Origin of the sequence: Reyranella sp. (assembly GCF_965279465.1) — a bacterium.
Lineage (GTDB): Bacteria > Pseudomonadota > Alphaproteobacteria > Reyranellales > Reyranellaceae > Reyranella.
In genome coordinates this window covers 5866023-5886783 of sequence record NZ_OZ257242.1, presented here as the reverse complement: position 1 = coordinate 5886783, position 20761 = coordinate 5866023, and the positions used below count along the sequence as shown (strand labels likewise).

General features: G+C 64.4%; 23 protein-coding genes. 6 read left to right on the top strand and 17 right to left on the bottom strand.

The genetic code is table 11. The features are described 5' to 3' along the window. Positions 1-49: 49 nt before the first annotated feature. The 3 genes from ACQY8M_RS28685 to ACQY8M_RS28675 are packed head-to-tail and all read right to left on the bottom strand — an operon-like array spanning position 50 to position 3287. Entirely contained in the window at positions 50-1111 is a 1062-nt protein-coding gene (locus ACQY8M_RS28685) for a hypothetical protein (RefSeq protein ID WP_428663082.1), read from the bottom strand. Further along, positions 1111-2190: an SGNH/GDSL hydrolase family protein gene (locus ACQY8M_RS28680; protein WP_428663080.1), complete on the bottom strand. Its 1080-nt coding sequence runs from the start codon at positions 2188-2190 to the stop codon at positions 1111-1113. The genes ACQY8M_RS28685 and ACQY8M_RS28680 overlap by 1 nt, the downstream gene beginning before the upstream one ends. Beyond that, positions 2190-3287, bottom strand: coding sequence for an SGNH/GDSL hydrolase family protein (locus ACQY8M_RS28675; protein WP_428663078.1), 1098 nt, complete (start codon positions 3285-3287; stop codon positions 2190-2192). The genes ACQY8M_RS28680 and ACQY8M_RS28675 overlap by 1 nt, the downstream gene beginning before the upstream one ends. Before the next feature lie 122 nt (positions 3288-3409). Here ACQY8M_RS28675 and ACQY8M_RS28670 point away from each other — a divergent pair, with 122 nt between their 5' ends. From ACQY8M_RS28670 to guaA, 3 genes are all read left to right on the top strand, one after another. Beyond that, positions 3410-4708: an RsmB/NOP family class I SAM-dependent RNA methyltransferase gene (locus ACQY8M_RS28670; protein ID WP_428663076.1), complete on the top strand. Its 1299-nt coding sequence runs from the start codon at positions 3410-3412 to the stop codon at positions 4706-4708. Next, positions 4705-5274, top strand: coding sequence for an N-acetyltransferase family protein (locus ACQY8M_RS28665; protein ID WP_428663073.1), 570 nt, complete (start codon positions 4705-4707; stop codon positions 5272-5274). The genes ACQY8M_RS28670 and ACQY8M_RS28665 overlap by 4 nt, the downstream gene beginning before the upstream one ends. Before the next feature lie 292 nt (positions 5275-5566). Continuing rightward, entirely contained in the window at positions 5567-7117 is a 1551-nt protein-coding gene (guaA, locus tag ACQY8M_RS28660) for a glutamine-hydrolyzing GMP synthase (RefSeq protein ID WP_428663070.1), read from the top strand. Positions 7118-7120: 3 nt separating this feature from the next. Here the strand turns inward: guaA and ACQY8M_RS28655 are convergent, their stop codons facing one another. The 4 genes from ACQY8M_RS28655 to ACQY8M_RS28640 all read right to left on the bottom strand — a co-directional run bounded on the left by ACQY8M_RS28655 (position 7121) and on the right by ACQY8M_RS28640 (position 14163). Then, positions 7121-8296 (bottom strand): hypothetical protein, encoded by a 1176-nt coding sequence (locus tag ACQY8M_RS28655; RefSeq protein WP_428663068.1) that lies wholly within the window; start codon positions 8294-8296, stop codon positions 7121-7123. 167 nt (positions 8297-8463) lie between these two features. After that, a complete protein-coding gene (locus ACQY8M_RS28650) occupies positions 8464-10488 on the bottom strand; it encodes a hypothetical protein (RefSeq protein WP_428663065.1) in 2025 nt (674 codons plus the stop codon). 509 nt (positions 10489-10997) lie between these two features. Beyond that, the gene (locus ACQY8M_RS28645; RefSeq protein ID WP_428663062.1) at positions 10998-13013 is read right to left on the bottom strand and encodes a hypothetical protein; all 2016 of its coding nucleotides are present in this window, start codon (positions 13011-13013) and stop codon (positions 10998-11000) included. 367 nt (positions 13014-13380) lie between these two features. Next, the gene (locus tag ACQY8M_RS28640) at positions 13381-14163 is read right to left on the bottom strand and encodes a DUF3883 domain-containing protein (protein WP_428663060.1); all 783 of its coding nucleotides are present in this window, start codon (positions 14161-14163) and stop codon (positions 13381-13383) included. 87 nt (positions 14164-14250) lie between these two features. Here ACQY8M_RS28640 and ACQY8M_RS28635 point away from each other — a divergent pair, with 87 nt between their 5' ends. Together ACQY8M_RS28635 and ACQY8M_RS28630 are read left to right on the top strand one after the other, a co-directional pair. Beyond that, complete coding sequence (locus ACQY8M_RS28635; RefSeq protein WP_428663058.1) at positions 14251-14631, top strand: DUF2188 domain-containing protein; 381 nt, start codon at positions 14251-14253, stop codon at positions 14629-14631. A gap of 53 nt (positions 14632-14684) precedes the next feature. Beyond that, a complete protein-coding gene (locus ACQY8M_RS28630; RefSeq protein WP_428663055.1) occupies positions 14685-15215 on the top strand; it encodes a Fic/DOC family protein in 531 nt (176 codons plus the stop codon). Positions 15216-15286: 71 nt separating this feature from the next. Here the strand turns inward: ACQY8M_RS28630 and ACQY8M_RS28625 are convergent, their stop codons facing one another. Further along, complete coding sequence (locus ACQY8M_RS28625) at positions 15287-15709, bottom strand: type II toxin-antitoxin system VapC family toxin (protein WP_428663052.1); 423 nt, start codon at positions 15707-15709, stop codon at positions 15287-15289. Between the two features lie 27 nt (positions 15710-15736). Then, the gene (locus ACQY8M_RS28620) at positions 15737-16003 is read right to left on the bottom strand and encodes a FitA-like ribbon-helix-helix domain-containing protein (protein ID WP_428663049.1); all 267 of its coding nucleotides are present in this window, start codon (positions 16001-16003) and stop codon (positions 15737-15739) included. A 222-nt stretch (positions 16004-16225) separates the two neighbouring features. Here ACQY8M_RS28620 and ACQY8M_RS28615 point away from each other — a divergent pair, with 222 nt between their 5' ends. Next, positions 16226-16579, top strand: coding sequence for a YciI family protein (locus ACQY8M_RS28615; RefSeq protein ID WP_428675527.1), 354 nt, complete (start codon positions 16226-16228; stop codon positions 16577-16579). A gap of 171 nt (positions 16580-16750) precedes the next feature. Here ACQY8M_RS28615 and ACQY8M_RS28610 read toward each other — a convergent pair whose 3' ends face one another. From ACQY8M_RS28610 to ACQY8M_RS28575, 8 genes are all read right to left on the bottom strand, one after another. Continuing rightward, positions 16751-17413: a DUF3883 domain-containing protein gene (locus ACQY8M_RS28610; RefSeq protein WP_428663047.1), complete on the bottom strand. Its 663-nt coding sequence runs from the start codon at positions 17411-17413 to the stop codon at positions 16751-16753. 45 nt (positions 17414-17458) lie between these two features. Further along, positions 17459-17956, bottom strand: a complete 498-nt coding sequence (locus ACQY8M_RS28605; protein ID WP_428663045.1) for a DUF3368 domain-containing protein — start codon at positions 17954-17956, stop codon at positions 17459-17461. Then, positions 17953-18288 carry a type II toxin-antitoxin system prevent-host-death family antitoxin gene (locus ACQY8M_RS28600; RefSeq protein ID WP_428663043.1) on the bottom strand — a complete coding sequence of 112 codons (336 nt, stop codon included), beginning with the start codon at positions 18286-18288 and terminating at the stop codon, positions 17953-17955. Before ACQY8M_RS28600 ends, ACQY8M_RS28605 begins: the two co-directional genes overlap by 4 nt. Before the next feature lie 110 nt (positions 18289-18398). Next, positions 18399-18857 (bottom strand): DUF3883 domain-containing protein, encoded by a 459-nt coding sequence (locus ACQY8M_RS28595; RefSeq protein ID WP_428663040.1) that lies wholly within the window; start codon positions 18855-18857, stop codon positions 18399-18401. Continuing rightward, positions 18830-19339, bottom strand: a complete 510-nt coding sequence (locus tag ACQY8M_RS28590; RefSeq protein ID WP_428663037.1) for an OsmC family protein — start codon at positions 19337-19339, stop codon at positions 18830-18832. The genes ACQY8M_RS28595 and ACQY8M_RS28590 overlap by 28 nt, the downstream gene beginning before the upstream one ends. Positions 19340-19714: 375 nt before the next feature. After that, positions 19715-19933: an addiction module protein gene (locus ACQY8M_RS28585; RefSeq protein WP_428663034.1), complete on the bottom strand. Its 219-nt coding sequence runs from the start codon at positions 19931-19933 to the stop codon at positions 19715-19717. Positions 19934-19996: 63 nt separating this feature from the next. Continuing rightward, positions 19997-20407 (bottom strand): type II toxin-antitoxin system VapC family toxin, encoded by a 411-nt coding sequence (locus ACQY8M_RS28580; RefSeq protein ID WP_428663031.1) that lies wholly within the window; start codon positions 20405-20407, stop codon positions 19997-19999. Continuing rightward, positions 20407-20649 carry an antitoxin gene (locus tag ACQY8M_RS28575; RefSeq protein WP_428663028.1) on the bottom strand — a complete coding sequence of 81 codons (243 nt, stop codon included), beginning with the start codon at positions 20647-20649 and terminating at the stop codon, positions 20407-20409. Before ACQY8M_RS28575 ends, ACQY8M_RS28580 begins: the two co-directional genes overlap by 1 nt. Positions 20650-20761: the final 112 nt, after the last annotated feature.

The window sequence follows — 20761 nt, the reverse complement described above, 5'->3', positions numbered from 1 at the left end:
CCCGCAAGTTGGGCAGGGAGATGTGAAGGAAAAGTGCTCCTCGACAGTCCTACGGCGCATCCGGCGGGATGTGGCGCTTCTGCAGCTCGGCGGCGATACGGCGGGCGCTGATCTCGGCGCCGGCGGGCGCCGGATGGTGCTGGCGATAGATCGTGCGCAGGCCGCGCGTGCGTACCGCCTCGTCGATCGTGTCGAACAGGTCGAGCGTCGCCAGCCCGGCAGCGCTCGCGCAGGCCAACACGAGATCGTCGGCGTGGCGCGTCACGGATCGGTAGCCGTCGTCCAGCCAATGGAACGGGTCGTACTCCGCGACCACCAGCACCGGCACGCCGAGCGCCGCCAGCCGCTTGAGCAGCGGGCAGACGAGCCTGTCTCCCGTGCCGCGCGGCAATGCGCGCTCGTCGTCGATGTACCAGTTGTAATGCCAGTCGAGGGCATGCAGCACGGTGTCGAAGAGCAGGGAGCGCCCGAGCAGGACGCGCCAGATGTCGAGCGTCGAGCCGGGTGCGGGTGGCAGCGGCACCGGCACGTTGCGCTCGACCAGCTTGCCGTCGACCAGCTCGAAATACGGCTTCTCCGCGCCCCACACGCGCTTCATCTCGGTGCGCCGCACGTCGTCGGCGATGAAGCTCATCACGATCGCGGCGGGCTTCACCTCGGGCACCAGGACCTCGGCGCGCAGCACCATCTGGTCGATGCCGTAGGCGCTCATCGCGCCGTTGACGACACGCCGGTGGATCAGCGGCTGCAACTGCGCGGCCCACGTCTCGCGGTCGGTGACCTCGTCGCCATGGGCGTAGGAATCGCCGATCACCAGGATCGGCGGCTCGGCCAATACCATGCCCTCCGGAGCGGGTGTGCGGCGCAGCCCGCGCGCGTCGTAGCTGATCCCGTCGCTCGTCGTGTGATTGGGTCGGCCGATGAATCCGAGCCGCGGATCGTGCACGGCGCGGCTGACGTTGCCCGTGACCCAGCCCAGGTTGCGGGCCTGCTCGACCAGGTTCGGCCAGTGCGTGAGCCCGTCCCAGCCGCGGGTGGCCCGCAAGCCGAGCTCGAGGATGATCAGGCCGAACATGATCGATCCGACCAGCAGGGCGATGCGGCCCCGCATCAGTTGCCGCCGTTGCCGAGTGCGGCGGCGATCAGCCCGGCGGTCAGTCGATTGCCCGCATCGTTCATGTGCCACTCAGCGTAAAGTGATCTGGCCGCGCCCTTGCCGCCGTGCGCCGCGAGCGCATCGAAGGTGTCGAGCACCTCGAGGCCCTGCTGGCGGCTGCAGTCTAGCAGGCCTTTCGTAAGCCGGCGTTGCTCGGCGGCGAAGCTTGCGTCCCGCCAGACGACCGTATCGTACTGCGCGACGACCAGGACGCGCGCGCCGCTCCGCCGCTGCAGATCGGCGAGCCGGTGCGTCAGCAGGCAGGAGATTTTCTCCCCCATGCCGGACGGGTGGACGCGGATATGGTCGCTGTGCCAGTTGTCGGTCAGGTCGAGCCGACTCAAGATGAAGTCCAGCAGGTAGGAATAACCAAGGGTACGCTCGAGAAAACCAAGACTTGTGTTCGGGTCGGGTTGCGGGACGGAAACGCGGTGAAGGACCAGCGCACCGTGCTGGATGTCGAAGTAGGGCTTCTCGGCGCTCCACCGCCGGCGCATCTCGGTGCGCACGATGTCGTCGGCGATGAAGCCGACGACGATCTTCGACGGATGAAGGTCCGGCACGACCTTCTCTGCGCGCAACACGATCTGATCGAAACCGTAGCCGCTCACGCCGGCGTTCAGCACCCGTCTGCCCAGCAGCTGCTGCAGATAGGCGGGCCAGGTCTCGTCGTCCTTGACCTCTTCGCCGAACGTGAAGGAATCACCCACCGCCAGGATGACGCCCCCCTCGGGCGTCGCCTCCCCATCAGGCGTCGCGCCCTTGTCGGGCATCGCGGCGGAGCGACGAAAGCCCTCGGCATCGATGCCGAAGCCCTTCACGCTGGAGTTGGGGCGTGGCACGTAGCCGAGTGTCGGATCCTCGACATAGCGGCTCTCGTTGCGCGCTGCCTGGACCTTGCGCGATTCGAGCACGAAGTTCGGCAAGGACGTGGTCCAGGCGTTCGTGACCAGGCGCACGCCGAGCTCGAGTGCGCCGAGCGTCACCACGATCGCGCCCAGGACAAGGCCGATCCGTAGGACCCATTCCTTCATTATCGCGTCGGGGTCATGTGAAGGCGCTCGACCTCGGCGGCGATCGCCTCGGCGATCAGGCGGTAGCCGGCAGGGCTGGGGTGCCACGTGAGGTAGAGCGCGTCGTGGCCGCGCGCGCGCACCGCCTTCTCGGTCCGGTCGTAGAGATCGAGGCTGGCGAGGCCGGCGGCGTCGGCGCATTTCAGCACGTCCTGCGAGATCCGGCGCTGCTCGGCGGCGAATTCGGCGTTCTGCCAGACGTAGAAATCGTACTGCGCCACCACCAGGGTCGGCACGCCGAGGGCGGCGATCCGGCGCAGCAGGGGACACGCCAGGCGTGTGCCGGTGCCCGGCGGCGTGGCCCGCCGATGGTCCACCAGCCACTCGTACTGCAGGCCCCGGTGGATCAGGATGGTGTCGAGCAGCACCGACCAACCGACCGCTTTTTGCCGGAAATCGAGGGTGTCGCGTGGGTCCGGCGAGGCTGGAACCGGCACATTATGCAGCTCCTCCACCCCGTTCCGCACGGAAAAGTACGGTTTTTCCGTCCCCCAGGTGCGGCTCATCTCGGCCCGCCGCAGGTCGTCGCCGATGAAGCCCAGGACGATCAGCCCCGGCTTCACCACGGGCACGAGCTGCTCGGTGCGCAGCACGATCTGGTCGAAGCCGTAGGCCGCGACGCCGGCATTGATCGTGCGGCGGCGCAGCAGGCCCTGCAGCTGCGCCGGCCAGGTATGATCGTCGTCGACTTCGTCACCCTGTGTGTAGGAATCGCCGGTCGCGAGGATCGGCGGCCCCTCCGCCGCATCGGCGGGCGGCGGCGGCATCCGGCGGAAGCCATGCTCGCCGAACGCCATCAGCCGGTCGGAGTAGCCGTTGCGCTGCACGTAGCCCAGCAGCGGATCGTAGGTGAAGCGATGGCCGATGTTCTGGGCGGACATCTCGAGCCGCTTCACCAGCACGATGTTCCTCCAGTCGAGCAGCGCTTCGGGCCCGCGCATCAGGCGGCAGCCGATCTCGAGGAGGAAAAGCGTCGCCAGCACGGAACAGACGAGAAGCGTGAGACGGCCGATCATCGATTCGCGCGGCCGGCGTGCTGGAAGAGCAGGGGACGACACGGCTCCTCCAATAGGGATATTTCCCGCGCCATGCCAGAGGGCCCGAAGGATGCGCCTCCCGGACGCAGGCGTTGCACTCGGGCGGCATTCAGCGTAGCGGCAGGGCGACCAAGGAGAACGATGTGACACCGGGCGCGCGGATCGCCGCGACCATGGAACTGCTCGACGAGATCTTCGGCCGCCAGGAGCGGCCGGCCGACGGCGTCGCCAATGCCTTCTTCCGCGCCCGCCGCTTCATCGGCAGCGGCGACCGCCGCGCCGTGTCCGACCGCGCCTGGAGCATCCTGCGCCACTACGGCCAGCTCGCGTGGTGGCTCGACAGGACGCGCCATCCCGACCGCGGCGCCCGCGCCATCGTCTCCGCCGATCTCATGCTGCAGGACGGCCTCACCCTCGAGCAGATCGAGGCGATGTATGACGGCGGCACCTACCGCCCCGTGCCGCTCGACGACGGCGAGCGCCGCGCGCTGCGCCAGATGGAGGGCCATTCGCTGCCCCATCCCGAGCAGCCCGACTGGGTCCGCCTCAACGTCCAGGAATGGGTCGCGCCGCATCTGAAGGAGGCCTACGGCGAGGCGTGGGGCCGCGAGATCGCCGCGCTCGAAACGCCGCCGCCGGTCGACCTGCGCGTCAACCGGCTCAAAGCCACGGTCGAGGAGGCACGGGCCGCCCTGCATCGCGAGGGCATCGAGACCGAGCCGATGCGCTACGCGCGCGACGGCCTGCGCCTCAAGAAAAGACTCTCGATCGTGATGGGCCAGGCGTTCCAGGACGGGCTGGTCGAGATCCAGGACGAGGGCTCGCAGCTCGTCGCCGCGCTGGTCGACGCCCAGCCCGGCATGCAGGTGGTCGACTATTGCGCCGGCGCCGGCGGCAAGACGCTGGCGATCGCGGCGGGCATGAACAACAAGGGCCGCGTCGTGGCGATGGACGTGCTGGAGACGCGGCTCGACCGCTCGGCCCAGCGCCTGCGCCGCGCCGGCGCGCACAATGTCGAGCGCCGCGCGCTCGGCGCCGACAGCGCCAAATGGGTCAAGCGCCACAAGGAGACGTTCGATCGCGTGCTGGTCGACGCGCCCTGCACCGGCACCGGCACCTGGCGGCGCAATCCCGACGGCCGCTGGACGCTCACGCCGAAGGACCTCGAGGAGCTCGTCCCCAAGCAGGCCGCGATCCTCGACGCGGCGGCGCGGCTGGTGAAGCCGGGCGGCGGGCTCGTCTATGCGACCTGCTCGGTGCTGCCGGCCGAGGACGAGCGCCAGATCGAGGCCTTCCTCGAGCGCCATCCCGAGTTCTCGCTGGTCCCCTCGGCCGACCTCGGCCTGCCGACCGAGACCACGGCGGGGCCGTACCTCCGCCTGTCGCCGCTGAAGCACGGCACCGACGGCTTCTTCGCGGCCGCGATGGTGCGCAAGTCGTGAAGATCCGGCGCGCCGCCCCGCGCGATGCCCAGGCGATCGGCCGCGTCCATGTCGAGACCTGGCAATCGACCTATGCCGGCCTGCTGCCTGACGCGATGCTGGCGCGCATGTCGGAGGCCCGCCAGGCCGCGTGGTGGCAACGCGCGCTGGCCGACCCGAAGGAGGCGCGCGGCATCTTCGTGGCCGACGACGACGACATGGGCGTGGTCGGCTTCGGCAGCTGCGGCCCGGTGCGCGATCCGCCCGACGGGCTGAACGGCACCGAGAGCCGCGTCGGCGAGGTCTACACGCTCTACGTCGAATCGGATTTCCAGAACCTCGGCCTCGGCCGCCGCCTGCTCGACGCCATGTTCCGCCAGCTCCGGGCCGACGGCTTCGACACCGTCGTGCTGTGGATGCTCGCCCGCAACTCGACCCGCTTCTTCTACGAGGGCCTGGGCGGCGACCTGGTCGGCCAGCGGACCGACCGCATGGGCGGCGAGCCGGTCGACGAGGTCGCCTACGCCTGGCGCGACCTCGACGTGCCCCTGGTCCGCCGCAAGCTGGCGCCGGAGGAGGAGGGGTGAACGTGACCCAGGGAATTCCTCCCCCGCTTCGCGGGGGAGGTGTCAGCGTCTTACGCTGACGGAGGGGGAAGGCAACGGAGATGGTGCGTCACGCCCCCTCCGTCGCGGATTACCGCGCCACCTCCCCCGCAAGCGGGGGAGGAGGGGTGAGAGTCACCGCTTGAAGGGCACTCATGCTCTTGCTGGGAGCGCGGGTCTCCAGACCCGCTCATGAGTCTGAGCGGGTCTGGAGACCCGCGCTCCCAGCGATGATCCACATTGCGGGGCGGGTGGCAGCCCCTTATATCGGCCCATGAGCGACCGACTGCTGATCGTCGATTTCGGGTCCCAGGTCACCCAGCTGATTGCCCGGCGCGTGCGCGAGGCCGGGGTCTACTGCGAGATCCATCCGTTCCAATCCGTCGATGCCAGGAAGATCGAGCAGTTCGATCCCAAGGGCATCATCCTGTCCGGCGGGCCGGCCTCGGTGATCGAGGGCCAGTCGCCGTCGGCCGATCCCGCCGTCTTCGCCGCCAAGGTCCCCGTGCTGGGCATCTGCTACGGCGAGCAGACCATGGCGCAGCAGCTCGGCGGCCAGGTCGAGGCGGGCCATCACCGCGAGTTCGGCCGCGCCGAGGTCGAGGTCAAGGCGAAGTCGGCGCTGTTCGACGGCGTCTGGCAGCCGGGCGACCGCAAGCCGGTGTGGATGAGCCACGGCGACCGGGTGACGAAGCTGCCGCCCGGCTTCTCCGTCATCGCCACCAGCGAGAACGCGCCGTTCGCGGCGATCTCCGACGAGCAGCGGCGCTACTACGCCGTGCAGTTCCATCCCGAGGTGATGCACACGCCCGACGGCGCCAAGCTGCTGCGCAACTTCGCGCTCCGGATCGCGGGCTGCAGCGGCCAGTGGACGATGGCCGCGTTCCGCGAGCGCGCCATCGCCCAGGTCCGCGCCCAGGTCGGCACCGGCAAGGTGATCTGCGGCCTGTCGGGCGGCGTCGACTCCTCGGTCGTGGCCGTGCTGCTGCACGAGGCGATCGGCGACCAGCTGCAATGCGTGTTCGTCGACCACGGCCTCTTGCGCAAGGACGAGGGCGAGCAAGTCGTGCGGCTGTTCCGCGACAGCTACAACATCCCGCTGGTCCATGCCGATGCGTCGGAGCTGTTCCTCAAGGCGCTGGCCGGCGTCACTGACCCGGAGACCAAGCGCAAGACGATCGGCGGCCTGTTCATCGACGTGTTCGAGCAGGAGGCGAAGAAGATCGGCGGCGCGGCGTTCCTCGCGCAGGGCACGCTCTATCCCGACGTGATCGAATCGGTGTCGTTCACCGGCGGCCCGTCGGTGACCATCAAGAGCCATCACAATGTCGGCGGCCTGCCCGCGCGCATGAACATGAAGCTGGTCGAGCCGCTGCGCGAGCTGTTCAAGGACGAGGTGCGCGCACTCGGCAGCGAGCTCGGCCTGCCCGCCGACCTGGTGAACCGCCATCCGTTCCCCGGCCCGGGCCTGGCGATCCGCATCCCCGGCGACATCACCAAGGAGAAGCTCGACCTCCTGCGCGCGGTCGACGCCGTCTATCTCGACGAGATCCGCAAGGCGGGGCTGTACGACGAGATCTGGCAGGCGTTCGCGGTGCTGCTGCCGGTGCGCACGGTCGGCGTGATGGGCGACGGGCGGACCTACGACCAGGCGTGCGCGCTAAGGGCGGTGACGTCGACGGACGGGATGACGGCGGACTACTATCCGTTCGAGCACGCGTTCCTGGGGCGGGTGGCGGCGCGGATCATCAACGAGTGCCGCGGGATCAACCGGGTGACGTACGACATCACGAGCAAGCCGCCGGGGACGATCGAGTGGGAATAAATCCTATTTGGAAGACTTTGTTTTGATGAGCTCAGTCAGTTTTTGGAAGCACTCTCTCAATTGCTGCATGAGGCTACGGTAGACATCGGCAAGTCCACTATCTTGGGGAATGCCCAGTCGAGACGCAATCGCGGCAAGCGAAGTTGCTGATTTGTTCGATGATGTGAGATGGGAGTAAATCACACGCAGATCATACAGTACAAACAGCGGCGATAGGATTTGTGCGACATTCTCCGTGGGTGCGATCTTCTCAAGAATAGATTGTAAACGTTTTAAGCTCCCACTGCCAAGATTGCGTGCGCCAATCGACGAACTGATCTTGTCAAGAGCGCCGTTATCGAGTGATTCCAAGTAGATCTTGTTTAGGACGTCTGCGACGTGACGACGTTCCTTAGGCGTGTCTACTAAAGGAGGGTTGAATACCTGGGCCAACTCTAGCGCTTCTTGATCAAGGTGCGCGATCTTAACCCCGAACCGGCTAAAGCAGGCGTCAACAAATTCTGACCTCTGCGCGAACAAATTGTTCTCGATCGACGGATCAGTAAATTTAACCTCAATCTGTCCGTCGTAAAATTCACTGCCGATAGAATGGTCGGACGGGATATTTTCTGATCTTAAGTAGTACTGCTCGGCTTCCGGCAGCTTGGCAATATCGCCCAGCCACATTACGACGTTGCCGTACTGATTAATCCCGAAGGAAATGTATTCAGAACCAGTGTAGATGGTGCCGTATGTAGTAGACGCAAACTGCACACTATATTCTGGTGAGTTGTCGTATTTGAGAAGCACTCTGCGACTGAAAAAGACCGGTTGCAGGAACCCTTCGTCCCATGGTCTCGTCAGTCCGGGAATATAGAAGTAGTCGTCTGGATCATACTGAAACTTTACGGTGGTGAAGCCGAAATCGTTCGTACGCTTTCGGCGCTGTACATTGACACGAGGCGAGTTCTTCTTGGTTGCTTGCTCGTGCGTATGCAGAATTGCCGCTTGCGAAAGGTCGGGCAGTTGCTCCTTGCTACAAGCCTTACATCGCAGCATTGGGAGGCCCTCAATCTGGATATGAATGCCAGAGACGACCTCGTCGAATCTAACAAAGGTTAGCTCCGTGTGCCTGCCGCAGGCCCGGCAATAAATGCTTTGAGACTTTCCGACTGCCGGGATGAGTTCCGAGATTTCCATAGAAGCAATAATACAGCACTTGTTTCTAGCGAGCATCCTGTATTGCAATTACAAACCAACCGTCAGAATTCGGATAGTAGACTCTTCAGGCAACATCGTCCGAAGCGTTCTGGACCATCCCACAAGCCGAAGATCGGTCTTCATCCGGGGTCGATTACGCAGATGTGTCATAAGCTGGGATTGTCCTTCCTCAGGTCGACTACTCTGCTTTTCTGTCTTCCCGCTTCTGCCTGCAGCTCGGCGTAGTCCGCTCGCACGATCGGAGGACTCGGGACAAGGGAGCAACGGGTTCCCCGAATATTCCCGTCGGTGTCGTAATCAAGCACCACCACCATTGTTTCTGGACTTTGGAACGCCAAGGACACAATCTCGCCCTGGCGCTTTATTTCCGCCGCTGTTGGCCTTGCGAGCTCGCGGGACAACCATATTTGCAACGGCGTGCCTTCGCCGACAGAGAAACGGCGCATTCCCGTCTGCGGTAATGTCTCTTCCAATGCTCGTAGTTGCCTGGCGACGTTCTTGCGCCCCTCGTCGCCGAAATCTCGCAACGCTGAATCGATCCGAAGCCATCCAGGCGGCCGTGAGAGATCCAGAGCATCTAGGAGTTTCAGGAAGTTAGCCGGAAACGGCTGTGCCGGAATTGGCGCGTTGTGCCAGTCCTCCCGCTCGAAGTGCCGATCGATTGTGTGACTGAAGGAATCCCACATGACCATGATGTGGCTGGCAAGTTGTTGCCGCATATCTTGATCGAATCGGTTCTTTTGAATGTAAGCGCCGAGATGGTCCATTTCGTCGAACATGCGGGCGAGCGGGAGGCCCGCAACAGCTTGGCGCACTTCAAGGTAGTGAAACAGAATTCCTGTCGTCGGCAGGAGCCGTTTCAGGACAAAGATGTCGTCGACCGAGAGCGAGATGAAAGGATGCATCCCCAGAATCGGCTGGATCTGGGGTAACTCTTTGCACATCGCCGAAAATGGCGAGAACGACTCAATCGTCAATCCGAGGGGCAGAAGTTTGCGAAAGGACGCCTTGCGCAAGCGCGCCACCTCAACATGCTTTCCTGACCGAAGCGCGAAAAGCGGAACTTCTGGAGCACTTGCGAGATATTCTAGGAAACGGCGGCATTGCTCGTAGGCACTTACAACAAGATTTCGGATCGTTCTCACATGTACGTCGAAGCTCGTGGCCGGTGAATGCATCGCCATCACACCTGCCTTAGCCTCCACCACGAAGAGAGTGTCATCGACGACACCCACTAAATCGGTCTCTACCCATTGCCCCGTCGAGGCATCCTTGAAGTACACCTCGCGAAAGAGCTGGGCATCACGCAGCTGACTAGACAGGACTTCAGGAAACGCGTTCTCGACCTGCGTCTTTTGGTTCTGGGTCCAGCTTTGCCGATAGCTTGGGACCCTCGACAGCAGGCCCCACTGAATGGCCCGGTACGCCGTGTCGCGCACGAACTGCCCGTCGGTGGCATAGTACCCATCGTCAAGCTTAACCAGCGGTTTCACCCGTGCTGGCAGCGCGCGATAAGGCGTGCCGACGAATTCCCCGGGCGCAAAGAACTTCGCCTCGCCGCCAAGATCGTATGCCAAGTCACGAAGTAGTGGTTCAGGAAGTGCTGTATGTCTCGACAGGTTACATATGCCACCTTGAATCATGTCGTCCCATGCCGCAGCCATGGTGTCAGCGAAGGAGGGATTCTCAGACCCAAGTCTCGCTATAGCGGCTCCTGGCTCAAGGCGCTCATCTTCAATGAAATCTTGATAGCGCTCGAATTGTCGACCGAACACCTCGACTGCTCGACCGTAACCGATGCGAAATGAATCGGCGATCGATTGGATACCGGTTGCGATTTCAGAAGCCCCAATACCGTATGCGGTCTTGAGCGCCGCCTCATGCGGGGAGAGAGCAAACCGGAAGAATTCCTCCTCGAGAACTTGGTAGCGGTGTCCTCGAATAAGTATCCAAGTGTGCTTCGCCTGTACCTCGACGTCTTTCGAAGCAGATCCAAAAGCGGCTTCTGTGCTTGCCAAGCTGCTTGCCATCGCTTGGAGCATGGACTTGGTGATCAATTCATCGCAAAGCTCGATCAGGTGGTTTGCCTTCGTCGTATCTACTGACCCACTCGGATATGGGCCAGCGTGAGTGGTCCAGATGGCGTGGACGTACTCCAAGACGGCTTGCATTTTCCTAGCAAGGGCAGAATCTGGCGGACTCTCGCCGCTCTTCTCATGGTGCCGAAGCGCGCCCAATGAGAACTGCGTCCACAGGTATCCTAGCAGTCCCTTTTGGGGCTGTGCCAGAATCAGATCGCGAATCTCTCGTGCTGTCTCCTCCATCTTTCGACGGAATGCTTCCGCAGCCTTCGCGGAGGCTGCCGGACTAGAGGGATCCCAAGATGAGGTCGGTTTGTCGGAAGGCATGTTCGCGCGTACGTGAAGGCCGGAGGTGTGGGGCGAGAGCATAGCACCGTCAGGGATGGCTCGGCAGGAAACTATTGGAAAGCCGCGCTACTAAAGAATCACCCTTGGCCGGTATCACCGACCCGACGAAGAGGTGCAGGTCGATGCGCTGTTCATTTCGTGTTTGACGGCGACACGAGTAAATCGGAGCGACTGTGTCGCCGCAGCTCACAGTGTGCCGGACTCATCCAAGAGCAAACGTCGTCAATCAGCCTTAAACTTAAGGCGCCGGCCTAGCCGTTCACCCGTCCGATCAGGCTCTTGGCCTGAGCCAGCTCTAGGCCAGACATGTCGTCGACAAATGGCGAAATGATCGCGAGCGGTGGCCCTTTAGGCATCGGCACGAGGGTAGAACGAAATTTGACGCGCTCAAGATGGCGCGTGAGCACGTACGGCGCGCGCATCTCGGTGTCGAACCGGCGTGCCGCCTCAACCTCGCTCGAATAAAAGGATACGGTAGAGGTGGCTGCTTTCACCTGCTTGGTCGAGTATGCCATTCCGCTTACCATATCGTCGCCACTTAAGTAGGTGAGCAAGAACTTGGCATCAACCACGCGGGCGCCGTTCACCTCCAGTGAGAATGCGAAGCCCTGATTGGTGACTACTATCGGGCGCAATTCCAGCGCCTTCGCCGCATCCTCGTCGGTGCCGAGCGCCTTCGCGACGATGTCGCGACGCGCGTCCAGCGCCGCAGCCTTGCGCACCGCCTGCTGGGCCGCGTCTTCTAGCTTGCCGAAGTAGCGGGCGCGTTCGTGTGGGTCCGCTGGCGTCAGGAAGAACTTGACCTCACCCACTAGGCACAGGCCTCCAAAAGCGATCAATAGATCGATTTGTTCAGGAAAGGCCGCTGTGCTCTTAATGCCGTTTGGTGCACATGCAGCATTCACGAAAGTCGGGTTTGTGGCGACCGCTTCGCAGATTGATTTGCGATAGCTGGCTTCGTACTGGTCTCCCCTCGATGTAACCGCATTGCTGTCATCGATACCGCCGCGTTCGAGCCAAGCTTCCATTCGGCGCAGCGGATTGCTTGTGAGCAACGCGGTCAGCGGCAGCGCAATTAGGTCGGTTGTTGGGATCGGCACCAGTGGTGCCGCCCACAAGCCCTTGTGCCCTTTCGCGTCCTTGCTTGCCGGGTAGTAAACTAGGAAATCGATCAGCGTTTCTGCGCAATTTCTGTCGATACGGAGGGACTTCTCGAGGGCGGCGCGAAGTCGCGCGCGCTGCACTACGAGCGACTGGGTCATAACCGATTTGGCGTCCAGCGTTGTGGTCAGGGGCGTGATCCTTTCGATCGCCTCCGCTGCATCTCGGATCACGTGCCACGCGCGGAGTACGAGCATGGGCGTCAACAGCTGGTGGAGTGGCATCTTCGTGTCGAGAAACTCAGCAAGATAACTGCCCTCGAGGCCGCCCTTCTCCACTACAAATGGGGGAAGATGCCGCGATAGATGCGGAAGCTGACCGCTCTTGAGGTTGACTTCCACGCCGCGCCGTACTGCCTCTATCACCGACTTCGGCATGCTCAGCTGGCGGCGGCTGGCGGGTGACAGCAGCGGCCAGGCCTGCCGATCGACCGTTGGAAAGTTAAGTAGGTTCAATTGTTGTCGCTGCAGGCAGGCCGCGATAAGCTTTTCAAGTTCATGGTCGCTCGGTCGCCAGAATGCTGCCGCATCGCTTTCTTCAACAAACCAGCCCTGATGCCGCGCGTCGTTCCATAACGCGTTCATTGCCTTGCGCCAAGTGTAGGCGCGGATCCCCTTAATCGCGGTGACGGTGAGATCGCCAGTAGGCTCGCTTGTGCCCGGTGTTTGCAGCGCATCGTAGATCCAAGACTCGATTGCATCGATGCTTGTTTCGTTGGCGTCATCGACACCGAGGGGGACACCTGCGCCCCCCCGAATTTGCTTGTTGCTAAGGTCGTCGAGAATCAGGGAGTCGCTGTCGTCTGCCTCAAGTTGCTCCCGGAGAAGCGCCTTGCCGGTCCGGAACTCGCGGTTAACACTGGCGACGGCAAGCAGTATGCGCCATTTGGAGTTCAGGGTATCCAGTTCAAGTGTGGTCAAACGTGACCGTGCGCTAGCGAACTTATCGGCAATCCACACCGCCGTTTTGACGAGACGCTCCGCTTGGGGGCCGGCATGCGGGTTGTCGCGCAACGCCTTTTCCCACAACAGCGAGTCAAAGTCCTTCGATGTAGGCGGTTTGAGCCCGCGGATAGCCTTCTCAAAAGGCTTTGAGAGCTTGTACAACTAAAGCCTCACTGAAGCCGAGACGGTTGGGCAAGGGCTTTACCCTGGTAGCGATCAATGTAGCACAGCGATGTAGGTGTGATGGCAATATAGCACTAGTCGTGATGATCGTGCTGCTCTTCCCGGTACTGCAAGCGTATTTGGTGGCAACCAGTGCGAAGTGGCTTCTGTGATCAGTGTCTCTACCTTCGCGAGGACAACGTGGGTGACGCGTTTCGTCGGCATATGTTCAACGGTCCGATAGCCCGAGGCGTGGAGGTCCAGGCCGCTGAATAGCAGCTCTCCCTGGCCGAGCAGATTGGCGCCACGGCGGCTGTGGATTTAATCGACATAGCAGGGCATCGGGCCTAACCTGTCGCAGCGCGTTCTACAGGAAGCTTGCCTGAAAGCTCGTCGCCAGGAGCGAGACGTGCGCCTCCAGCGGCGGTCGCAGCTCGAACGCCTTGGGGGCCCGCGCGAAATTCCAGAGCCGCACCAGGTGCCAGTCGCTGCGCCGCTCCTCGGCAACGGCCAGTTCGTTTCGCGTGATGTGGAACGGCGTCCGCTCCCAGCCATTCGTCGTCTGAACGTCGAGCAGCCGATCCCGGCCGGCGGTGTCGAAGCTCAGGATGTCATAGCCGGCGCCGTCGCCCTCTTGGTGCGACACCCAGCGGATGCGCTCGGCGAGATCGGTCCGGCCAGCGGCGCGCAGGCTGGCGCGCTCGTGGACGAGGACGCGCTCTTCGCCGGCACGGCCCAGCGCGCGATTGCGCGCATCGCGCTCGGCGACGTCGTATTTCCGGGCAAGGGCCGTCATCTGCTCGAGCTCGTCGGGCGGCGGCGCATTGCTGTGGGTCGGCGGCGGACCGATCCACTGCATCGGTTCTTCCCGCAATTCCGACGGCGCCGGACCCATCGCCCGCCGCGCCGGCTGGGCGAGCCACGACGGATGCCGATCGAGCCAGCGCACCACCGCCTCTCCGAGCGAGGCCTGGAAGTTGAAGGCGGACTTGTAGCCGGGGATCCAGTCCTCCCCCAGGCCCTTCAGCACGGCGCTGATGTTCCGGTGCTTGTATTCGATCGAGCCGCGCGGGCGGCCGATCGTCGCCTGCAGGAGGCGATTGTGCCCGGCCTTGCTGTAGAGACGCCCGGCGACATCGTCTGCGAGCATTGCGAAATAGTCCGCGACGATCGCGTCGTTTTGCCCGTCGCTCCAGTGAGCGGGAAGAGGGGACGGCTTTGTGATAGGATGGAATCGATGACGAGTCGCAACATCTCCATGTCTCCGGTGACCAAGGGTCGGACCTGTGTCCATGTGGTGCCCACGGAGGACGGCTGGCTGGTCAGGCGCGACGGCGCGGATCGCGCCACCGGCGTTTACCGCACGCAGGCCGAGGCGACCGAGGCTGCACAATCCGTCCTTCGCCGCTCGGGCGGCGAGGTGAGGGTCCAGGGCCGGGACGGGCGTATCCGCGAGAGCATGACGGTCGGACGCGAGTCGATGGCGAGGATCGCGGCGGTCGAAGGAATCCATCTGTCGGCGGAAGCGAAGCGAACCCTCGCGGATTTCGATCGCGCGGGCGCCTCCGGGGACGAGCGCCGACGGTCGATCGCCCGCCAGTTCGGGAAGAAGGCCTGAGCGTCGACTTCTACGACGCGGAGCCCGACCGGTACTGCTACGCCGGGACGACGGTGCTGAAGAACAAGCTCGGCTTGCGCTACCAGGGCCAGCTCAGCGCCTTCGAGGCGCTCAGCGTTGCCGTACGGGCTGAAGAGCCGCTTCCTCACGGCCGCTTTTCCGCCGCGCACTATTGCGCGGTGCATCGGCATCTCTTCCAGGATGTGTACGGGTGGGCGGGACGTTACCGGACCGTTCGAATGACCAAGGATCGAAGCCCGTTCTGCTTTCCCGAGAATATCGCCGGTGAGATGCGGGCGCTGTTCGCCCGGTTGCGGGACGCCGATCTCCTGAGGGAAAGGGAGGCGAAGGCTTTCGCCGAGGAGGCCGCCGCGTTCCTTGCCTACCTGAATGCGATTCACCCGTTCCGGGAAGGCAACGGGCGAACCCAGCTCACCTTTACCGCGCTGCTGGCGGCACAGGCGGGCCATCCCCTCGACCTTTCGCGATTGGAGCCGGCGAGCTTCCTGCAGGCGATGATTGCCAGCTTCTTCGGAGACGAGGCGCCGTTGCGCCGGCACCTTTGGACACTCGTCGGCGACTGAGCCTTGTCCCCTCCCAGGGAAGGGACGAAGCGTACTTCGGGACGATTCGAGCGGGCCTTCGCAAGTGCCGGTCAGCTCGCCGCCGTCCAAGGGTCGATCACGGTGAGGCCGGCAGCCGTGAAGGCGCTGGCATCGCGCGACGCCACGGCGAACCCGTGTGCGGCGGCGACTGCCGCGATGTAGCCGTCGGGGATGGGGAAGCCCTTTCCGGTCCGGCGCGCCATCACGGCGAGGTCCGCATAGTGCCGCGCCGCTGGGGTATCGAAGGGCAGGATGCGGCCCGCGAACTGGTCCAGCAAGCCGTCGATCCGCGCGGCCAGCATGTCCTTTCGCCTGCCGTCCGGCAGAGTGCGGAAGCCGAAGAGGAGTTCGGCCACGGTGATGCTGGAGAGGAACAACGTTTCGGCCGTCTGGACGTCGAGCCAGGCGAGGACCGATGGGTCAGGTTCGGGTTTTATGCTCTCGGAGACGACATTGGTGTCGAGCAGGATCATTTGAAGCGCCCTCGTTCGGGCGGCCGATCAGTCGAACTTGAGCGGCTCGGCGGGCCGCTTGTCGCGGACCTGCTCGAGGGCTTCCTGGAAGGCCTCGATGTCGGCATTGGTCAGGCCCATCTTCCGGCTCGCTTCGGACAAGGCGGTGCCAAGCCGCACCCGGCCCTCGGGAAGCACCGCAGCCTCCAGGATGGCGCGGATTTCCGCTTCGGTGCTGCGATTGTGCTGCGCCGCGCGGGCTTTCAGGGCGCGATGCGCCGCCTCAGAGAGGTTGCGGATGGTGACGGCGGCCACGATGGTGTCCTCGTAGGATGATTGCTATGATAGCAATATGAGATAAGTGATATCATTCTTCAAGAGAGGCGGCGCTTGCGCGCCGCGGAACTTTTAGACCGGGATGCCGGTCTTCGCGCCGAGGGGTGGTATCGGATAGCGTGGGATGCGTCGTTCAACATTTTCCAGACGAAGGCTATCGATAGTTCTCGGCTCCTGCTCCCGCCGTTGTCGCCCGCCAGAATGTCGAACGGAGACCAAACAATGCCTAGGTTCGTCACGATCGGATATGGTGATCAGACTGGATACGATCGTACACCCCAGGCTGTGAGAGATGCTGCCCACGCCCAGGACGCCAAACTGCGCTCGGAGGGCACTCTGATGGGTATTGCGGGTAGGCCGGTGCAGGTGCGCAATCCAGAAGCGGCCCATCTTGAAACTCGCGATGGCCCATTCATGTCGTCCGCCTTGCCAATCGCAGGTTTCGCCGTAATCGAAGCCGCAAGCCTCGCAGAGGCCGTGGAGAAGGTCTCTCATGTTCCATGCGCCGTTGCGCATGGTGTGGTCGAGGTTTGGCCGCTAGAGGAGAGCAAGTGACGGTAGTTTTTCGGTCGTGCCGCATTCGTCCACGCGAGGCCGAATTCAAAAATCGTGGACCGGGTCGAACAGGATGCGGCCGAAAATGAAGGCGCCGAACCCGTCCATGGCGCGCCGGGCGAAGCGGTCGTCGACGCCGGTCTCGCCGTCGTCCTTGCCCTGCGTCCGGTCCTACGGGAAGCTTGCCTGAAAGCTCGTCGCCATGAGCGATACGTGCGCCTCCAGCGGCGGTCGCAGCTCGAATGCCTTGGGCGCCCGCGCGAAATTCCAGAGCCGCACCAGGTGCCAGTCGCGGCGCCGCTCCCCGGCAACGGCCAGTTCGTTTCGCGTGATAGGGAACGGCGTCCGCTCCCAGCCCTTCGTCGTCTTCACCTCGATCAGCCGATCCCGGCCGGCGGTGTCGACGCTCAGGATGTCATAGCCGGCGCCGTCGCCCTCTCGGTGCGACACCCAGCGGATACGCTCGGCGAGATCGGTCCGGCCGGCGGCGCGCAGGCTGGCGCGCTCCTGGACGAGGACGCGCTCCTCGCCGGCACGGCCCAGCGCGCGATTGCGCGCATCGCGCTCGGCGACGTCGAATTTCCGGGCAAGGGCCGCCCTCTGCTCGAGCTCGTCGGGCGGCGGCGCGTTGCTGTGGGTCGGCGGCGGACCGATCCACAGCATCGGTTCTTCGCGCAATCCCGACGGCGCCGGTCCCATCGCCCGCCGCGCCGGCTGGGCGAGCCACGACGGATGACGATCGAGCCAGCGCACCACCGCAACGACGAGCGACGCCTGGACATTGAAGGCGGGCTTGTCGCCGGGGATCCAGTCCTCCCCCAGGCACTTCAGCACGGCGCTGATGTTCCGGTGCTTGTATTCGATCGCGCCGCGCGGGCGTCATGCTTCGCCGGCGCGTTCGAGGATGGCTCTAACCACGCTCGGCGACAGGAAATAGCCGGACTGGCGCCACTGTTCGAGGATCGGCGCCACGGCGGGGATCAGGTCGCGTTTCCTGGCCACGAGCAGGAGCCCGGCGCTGCCGATCACGGGGATACCCTTGCGCTTCGCCATCTGCCGTCCGAGACGTTCATCCATCAGGACAGGGCAGTCCAGCGCCACAGCCATGTCGATCGCGGCGCGCTCGCCGGCCCCCAGGCCCGCCAAACCGTCGTCGGGGACGCCGTCCGCCCTCGCGATGTCGGGCCGCACATGGATCTGCCCGCTCTCGACAGCGGTGCGGACGGCCTGCGCTCCGGGCAAGGCGATATCGACCGTGCACTCTGCGTAGACCGTTCCGGGGATGATGATCTCCTTCACGAGGCGGGTCAGCACGGGGATGAGCCCGCTCTTCGCGATCACGATCAGCGGTGAGGCGTCGGAGACGACGAGCTTCACCGATCGTGGGTCTCGAACGCCGCCAGCTCCTCGTCGACTTCCTCGGGCGGGTAGTCGACCGCCGGGATGCCCCGCGCGGCCAGATGCTCGATAAATGTCTCGAGGGGGAGGTCGGCCAGCTTTGCGGCCTTGCCGAGGCTCACCGCCTTCTCGGCGAAGAGGCGGATCGCCAGGGCGACGGCCACGCCTTCCCTCAGGAGGTGCTCGTCCAGGGGGACGGCGACGAAGAGCGGCCGCCCGTGCTTGGCGACGATCGACAAATGCCCGGCTTCGGCCTCACGAACCAGCTCGCCGCTGCGCTCCCGCAGATCGCGTATCGAGAAGGTTTCCATGACGGCTCCAGATTTGTTCCCCAATTTGATAGCACACTTGTTCGGGCCGTTCACGACTTTTGGGCACGCCGCTGCGCAATCGTCGCGGCGCGGCCGGGCTCGGTCCGGCCCTACGGGAAGCTTGCCGGGAAGCTCGTCGCCATGAGCGACACGTGCGCCTCCAGCGGCGGTCGCAGCTCGAACGCCTTGGGCGCCCGCGCGAAATTCCAGAGCCGCACCAGGTGCCAGTCGCGGCGCCGCTCCCCGGCAACGGCCAGCTCGTTTCGCGTGATGGGGAACGGCGTCCGCTCCCAGTCCTTCGTCGTCTTGACTTCGAGCAGCCGATCCCTGCCGGCGGTGTCGAAGCTCAGGATGTCATAGCCGGCGCCGTCGCCCTCTTGGTGCGACACCCAGCGGATGCGCTCGGCGAGATCGGGCCGGCCAGCGGCGCGCAGGCTGGCGCGCTCGTGGACGAGGACGCGCTCCTCGCCGGCCCGGCCCAGCGCGCGATTGCGCGCATCGCGCTCGGCGACGTCGAACTTCCGGGCAAGGGCCCCCTGACTTACGTGCCAGAGCGAACCTCGACCCACTGGTCCTTGATCTTCAGCCGGTGACGGACGACACCCGGCTTCAGCGCGGTTTCGATGAAACAGCCCTTCTCGGCCGCCGCGAGCAGCCGGCGCTGATCCGCCTCCGGCACGGTAGCGCCGAGGTTGATATCCATGGTGAAGGCGACCGGCGCGCTGACATAAGGCGCGCCGCCCTGCTGCACGCGTTCCCAGTGGCAGCGCGTATCCACCGCGATGTCGGCCACCTCGATCTTCAGGCGTCGCGCGAAGGCACGGAGCTGCACCATGACGCAGGCGGTCAGGGCGGAGGTGAAATACGCCAGCGGATAGGGTGCGCTGGAATTGCCGCCATGCCCGGGCCCTTCGTCGGTGGGCAGGTCATAGACCTCGCTGGGGCCGCCGCCGGGCCGGCGGACGGTGATGTCGTTGCGGAAGCCGCCGGTGTTGCGGCCCTCCGCGTCAAAGATGACGTCGCCGCGGATCGTCGTCGGTGCGTCGGCCATGCTGGTCTCCTCCTCGTGGCGTTACGGGCATACTCCAGCACGGACAGGGCATCCGGACCACCTTGGCCGGCTGGCCCCGCTGATGAAGCCATCCGACCATGACATCGGTTTGCCGATGAGGGCCACGGTTGCCGATGTCCGGATGGAAGAGGGCGATGGGCGGAGCGACGGCCCGCGGCCAATGCGGGAGTGTCGCCTGAACACGACGCCCGCCGCGAGGGCGTCATGCTGCGCCGGCGCGTCAATTTGCCCGTCTGTCCGGTCACCGCCCACGACGTCCCCAACCAGGGGCGGCGCGGCAGGGGAGGACCTGTTGCCTGTGCCAGTCGATGGCCTCGTCGAACTCTATCTCGGCAATCTCGAGGAAGCGTACCGTCACGGCCTGTATTTTGCGACGACCGCGCTCAGGTCCCTGGTGGCAAGGTCGCCACGGCGATAGGCCGCGACACGGTCGGCGGCCTCACGCGCCCATAGCCCATCGATTGCGGGATCGGCACGGTCCAGGCTGTCGAGCATGTCCTCGACCAGGGCAATGCGATCCTCGGGCGGCAGAGCGCGCGCCTGCTCGATCAGGGTTCTGATATCCGTGTTCATTCGGGTCCCTTTTGCAGCCTCACGTTAACGCCACACTTCTCACACGGGACGTGGCCGTGCACTTCAAGAGGACCAGTCGACGACCTGAAGGCCCGGCACGCGCGCAAACTCTCCGGTATTGGCGGTCACGAGCGGCGCGCCGGCTCGGCGGGCCTGGGCCGCTATCAGCACGTCGTAAGGGCCGATGGGGGTGCCCTGCCGTCTCAGATGGGCGCGAATGTCAGCCGCTTCGCCGGCATCCGCTTCGTCGAACGGGAGGAGGGCAATCCGGCCCGCGACGATGAACAGGGCAATCTTCTCCTCATTGGCGCGCCGGTGCGCGCTGGCGGCCGCGCCGTCCATCAACTCGTGGTAGACGATGCTCGACAGCCCGAGCGGGGTTCCCGCCTCGCGTGCCGCATCGAAATGCGCGCGGACCGGCGCGGGCTTTCCGTTCAGAAGCGCTATGGCGACGTTCGTGTCGAGGTGGAGCATCACTCGAAAATGGCGCGGTCCGCCGGCATCGCGGGCTGCTCGCGACCCTCTGCCATGAAGGGCCGGTCGCCCAGCGTATCGAGCTCGGCCCACGGCATGGCGTCCGTGGCGCCGACCGGTTCCAGGATCACGCGGCTGCCGATCCGGCTGACGCGGACTTCCGTGCCTTCGAAGCGGAACTCCTTGGGCAGGCGAACCGCCTGACTGCGCCCATGGGTGAACAGCTTTGCCGTGGCGCTCATGGAAGGGCTCCGTGGTGGTGTCTATCGTGTGGTAGATACCAGAATGAGGGTGTGTCCGTCCACCTTGCGAGAACGATGTCGATGGCGCGCGCCGAGGTCAGTGCATCGAAAG

Coding starts and splice junctions, on each gene's coding strand:
- ACQY8M_RS28680 (WP_428663080.1), bottom strand. CDS start 2,190: ATGAAGGAATGGGTCCTACGGATCGGCCTTGTCCTGGGCGCGATCGTG.
- guaA (WP_428663070.1), top strand. CDS start 5,567: ATGAGCGACCGACTGCTGATCGTCGATTTCGGGTCCCAGGTCACCCAG.
- ACQY8M_RS28635 (WP_428663058.1), top strand. CDS start 14,251: ATGACGAGTCGCAACATCTCCATGTCTCCGGTGACCAAGGGTCGGACC.
- ACQY8M_RS28600 (WP_428663043.1), bottom strand. CDS start 18,288: ATGGAAACCTTCTCGATACGCGATCTGCGGGAGCGCAGCGGCGAGCTG.
- ACQY8M_RS28685 (WP_428663082.1), bottom strand. CDS start 1,111: ATGCGGGGCCGCATCGCCCTGCTGGTCGGATCGATCATGTTCGGCCTG.
- ACQY8M_RS28655 (WP_428663068.1), bottom strand. CDS start 8,296: ATGGAAATCTCGGAACTCATCCCGGCAGTCGGAAAGTCTCAAAGCATT.
- ACQY8M_RS28580 (WP_428663031.1), bottom strand. CDS start 20,407: ATGCTCCACCTCGACACGAACGTCGCCATAGCGCTTCTGAACGGAAAG.
- ACQY8M_RS28575 (WP_428663028.1), bottom strand. CDS start 20,649: ATGAGCGCCACGGCAAAGCTGTTCACCCATGGGCGCAGTCAGGCGGTT.
- ACQY8M_RS28585 (WP_428663034.1), bottom strand. CDS start 19,933: ATGAACACGGATATCAGAACCCTGATCGAGCAGGCGCGCGCTCTGCCG.
- ACQY8M_RS28640 (WP_428663060.1), bottom strand. CDS start 14,163: ATGCTCGCAGACGATGTCGCCGGGCGTCTCTACAGCAAGGCCGGGCAC.
- ACQY8M_RS28615 (WP_428675527.1), top strand. CDS start 16,226: ATGTCGAACGGAGACCAAACAATGCCTAGGTTCGTCACGATCGGATAT.
- ACQY8M_RS28625 (WP_428663052.1), bottom strand. CDS start 15,709: ATGATCCTGCTCGACACCAATGTCGTCTCCGAGAGCATAAAACCCGAA.
- ACQY8M_RS28590 (WP_428663037.1), bottom strand. CDS start 19,339: ATGGCCGACGCACCGACGACGATCCGCGGCGACGTCATCTTTGACGCG.
- ACQY8M_RS28650 (WP_428663065.1), bottom strand. CDS start 10,488: ATGCAAGCCGTCTTGGAGTACGTCCACGCCATCTGGACCACTCACGCT.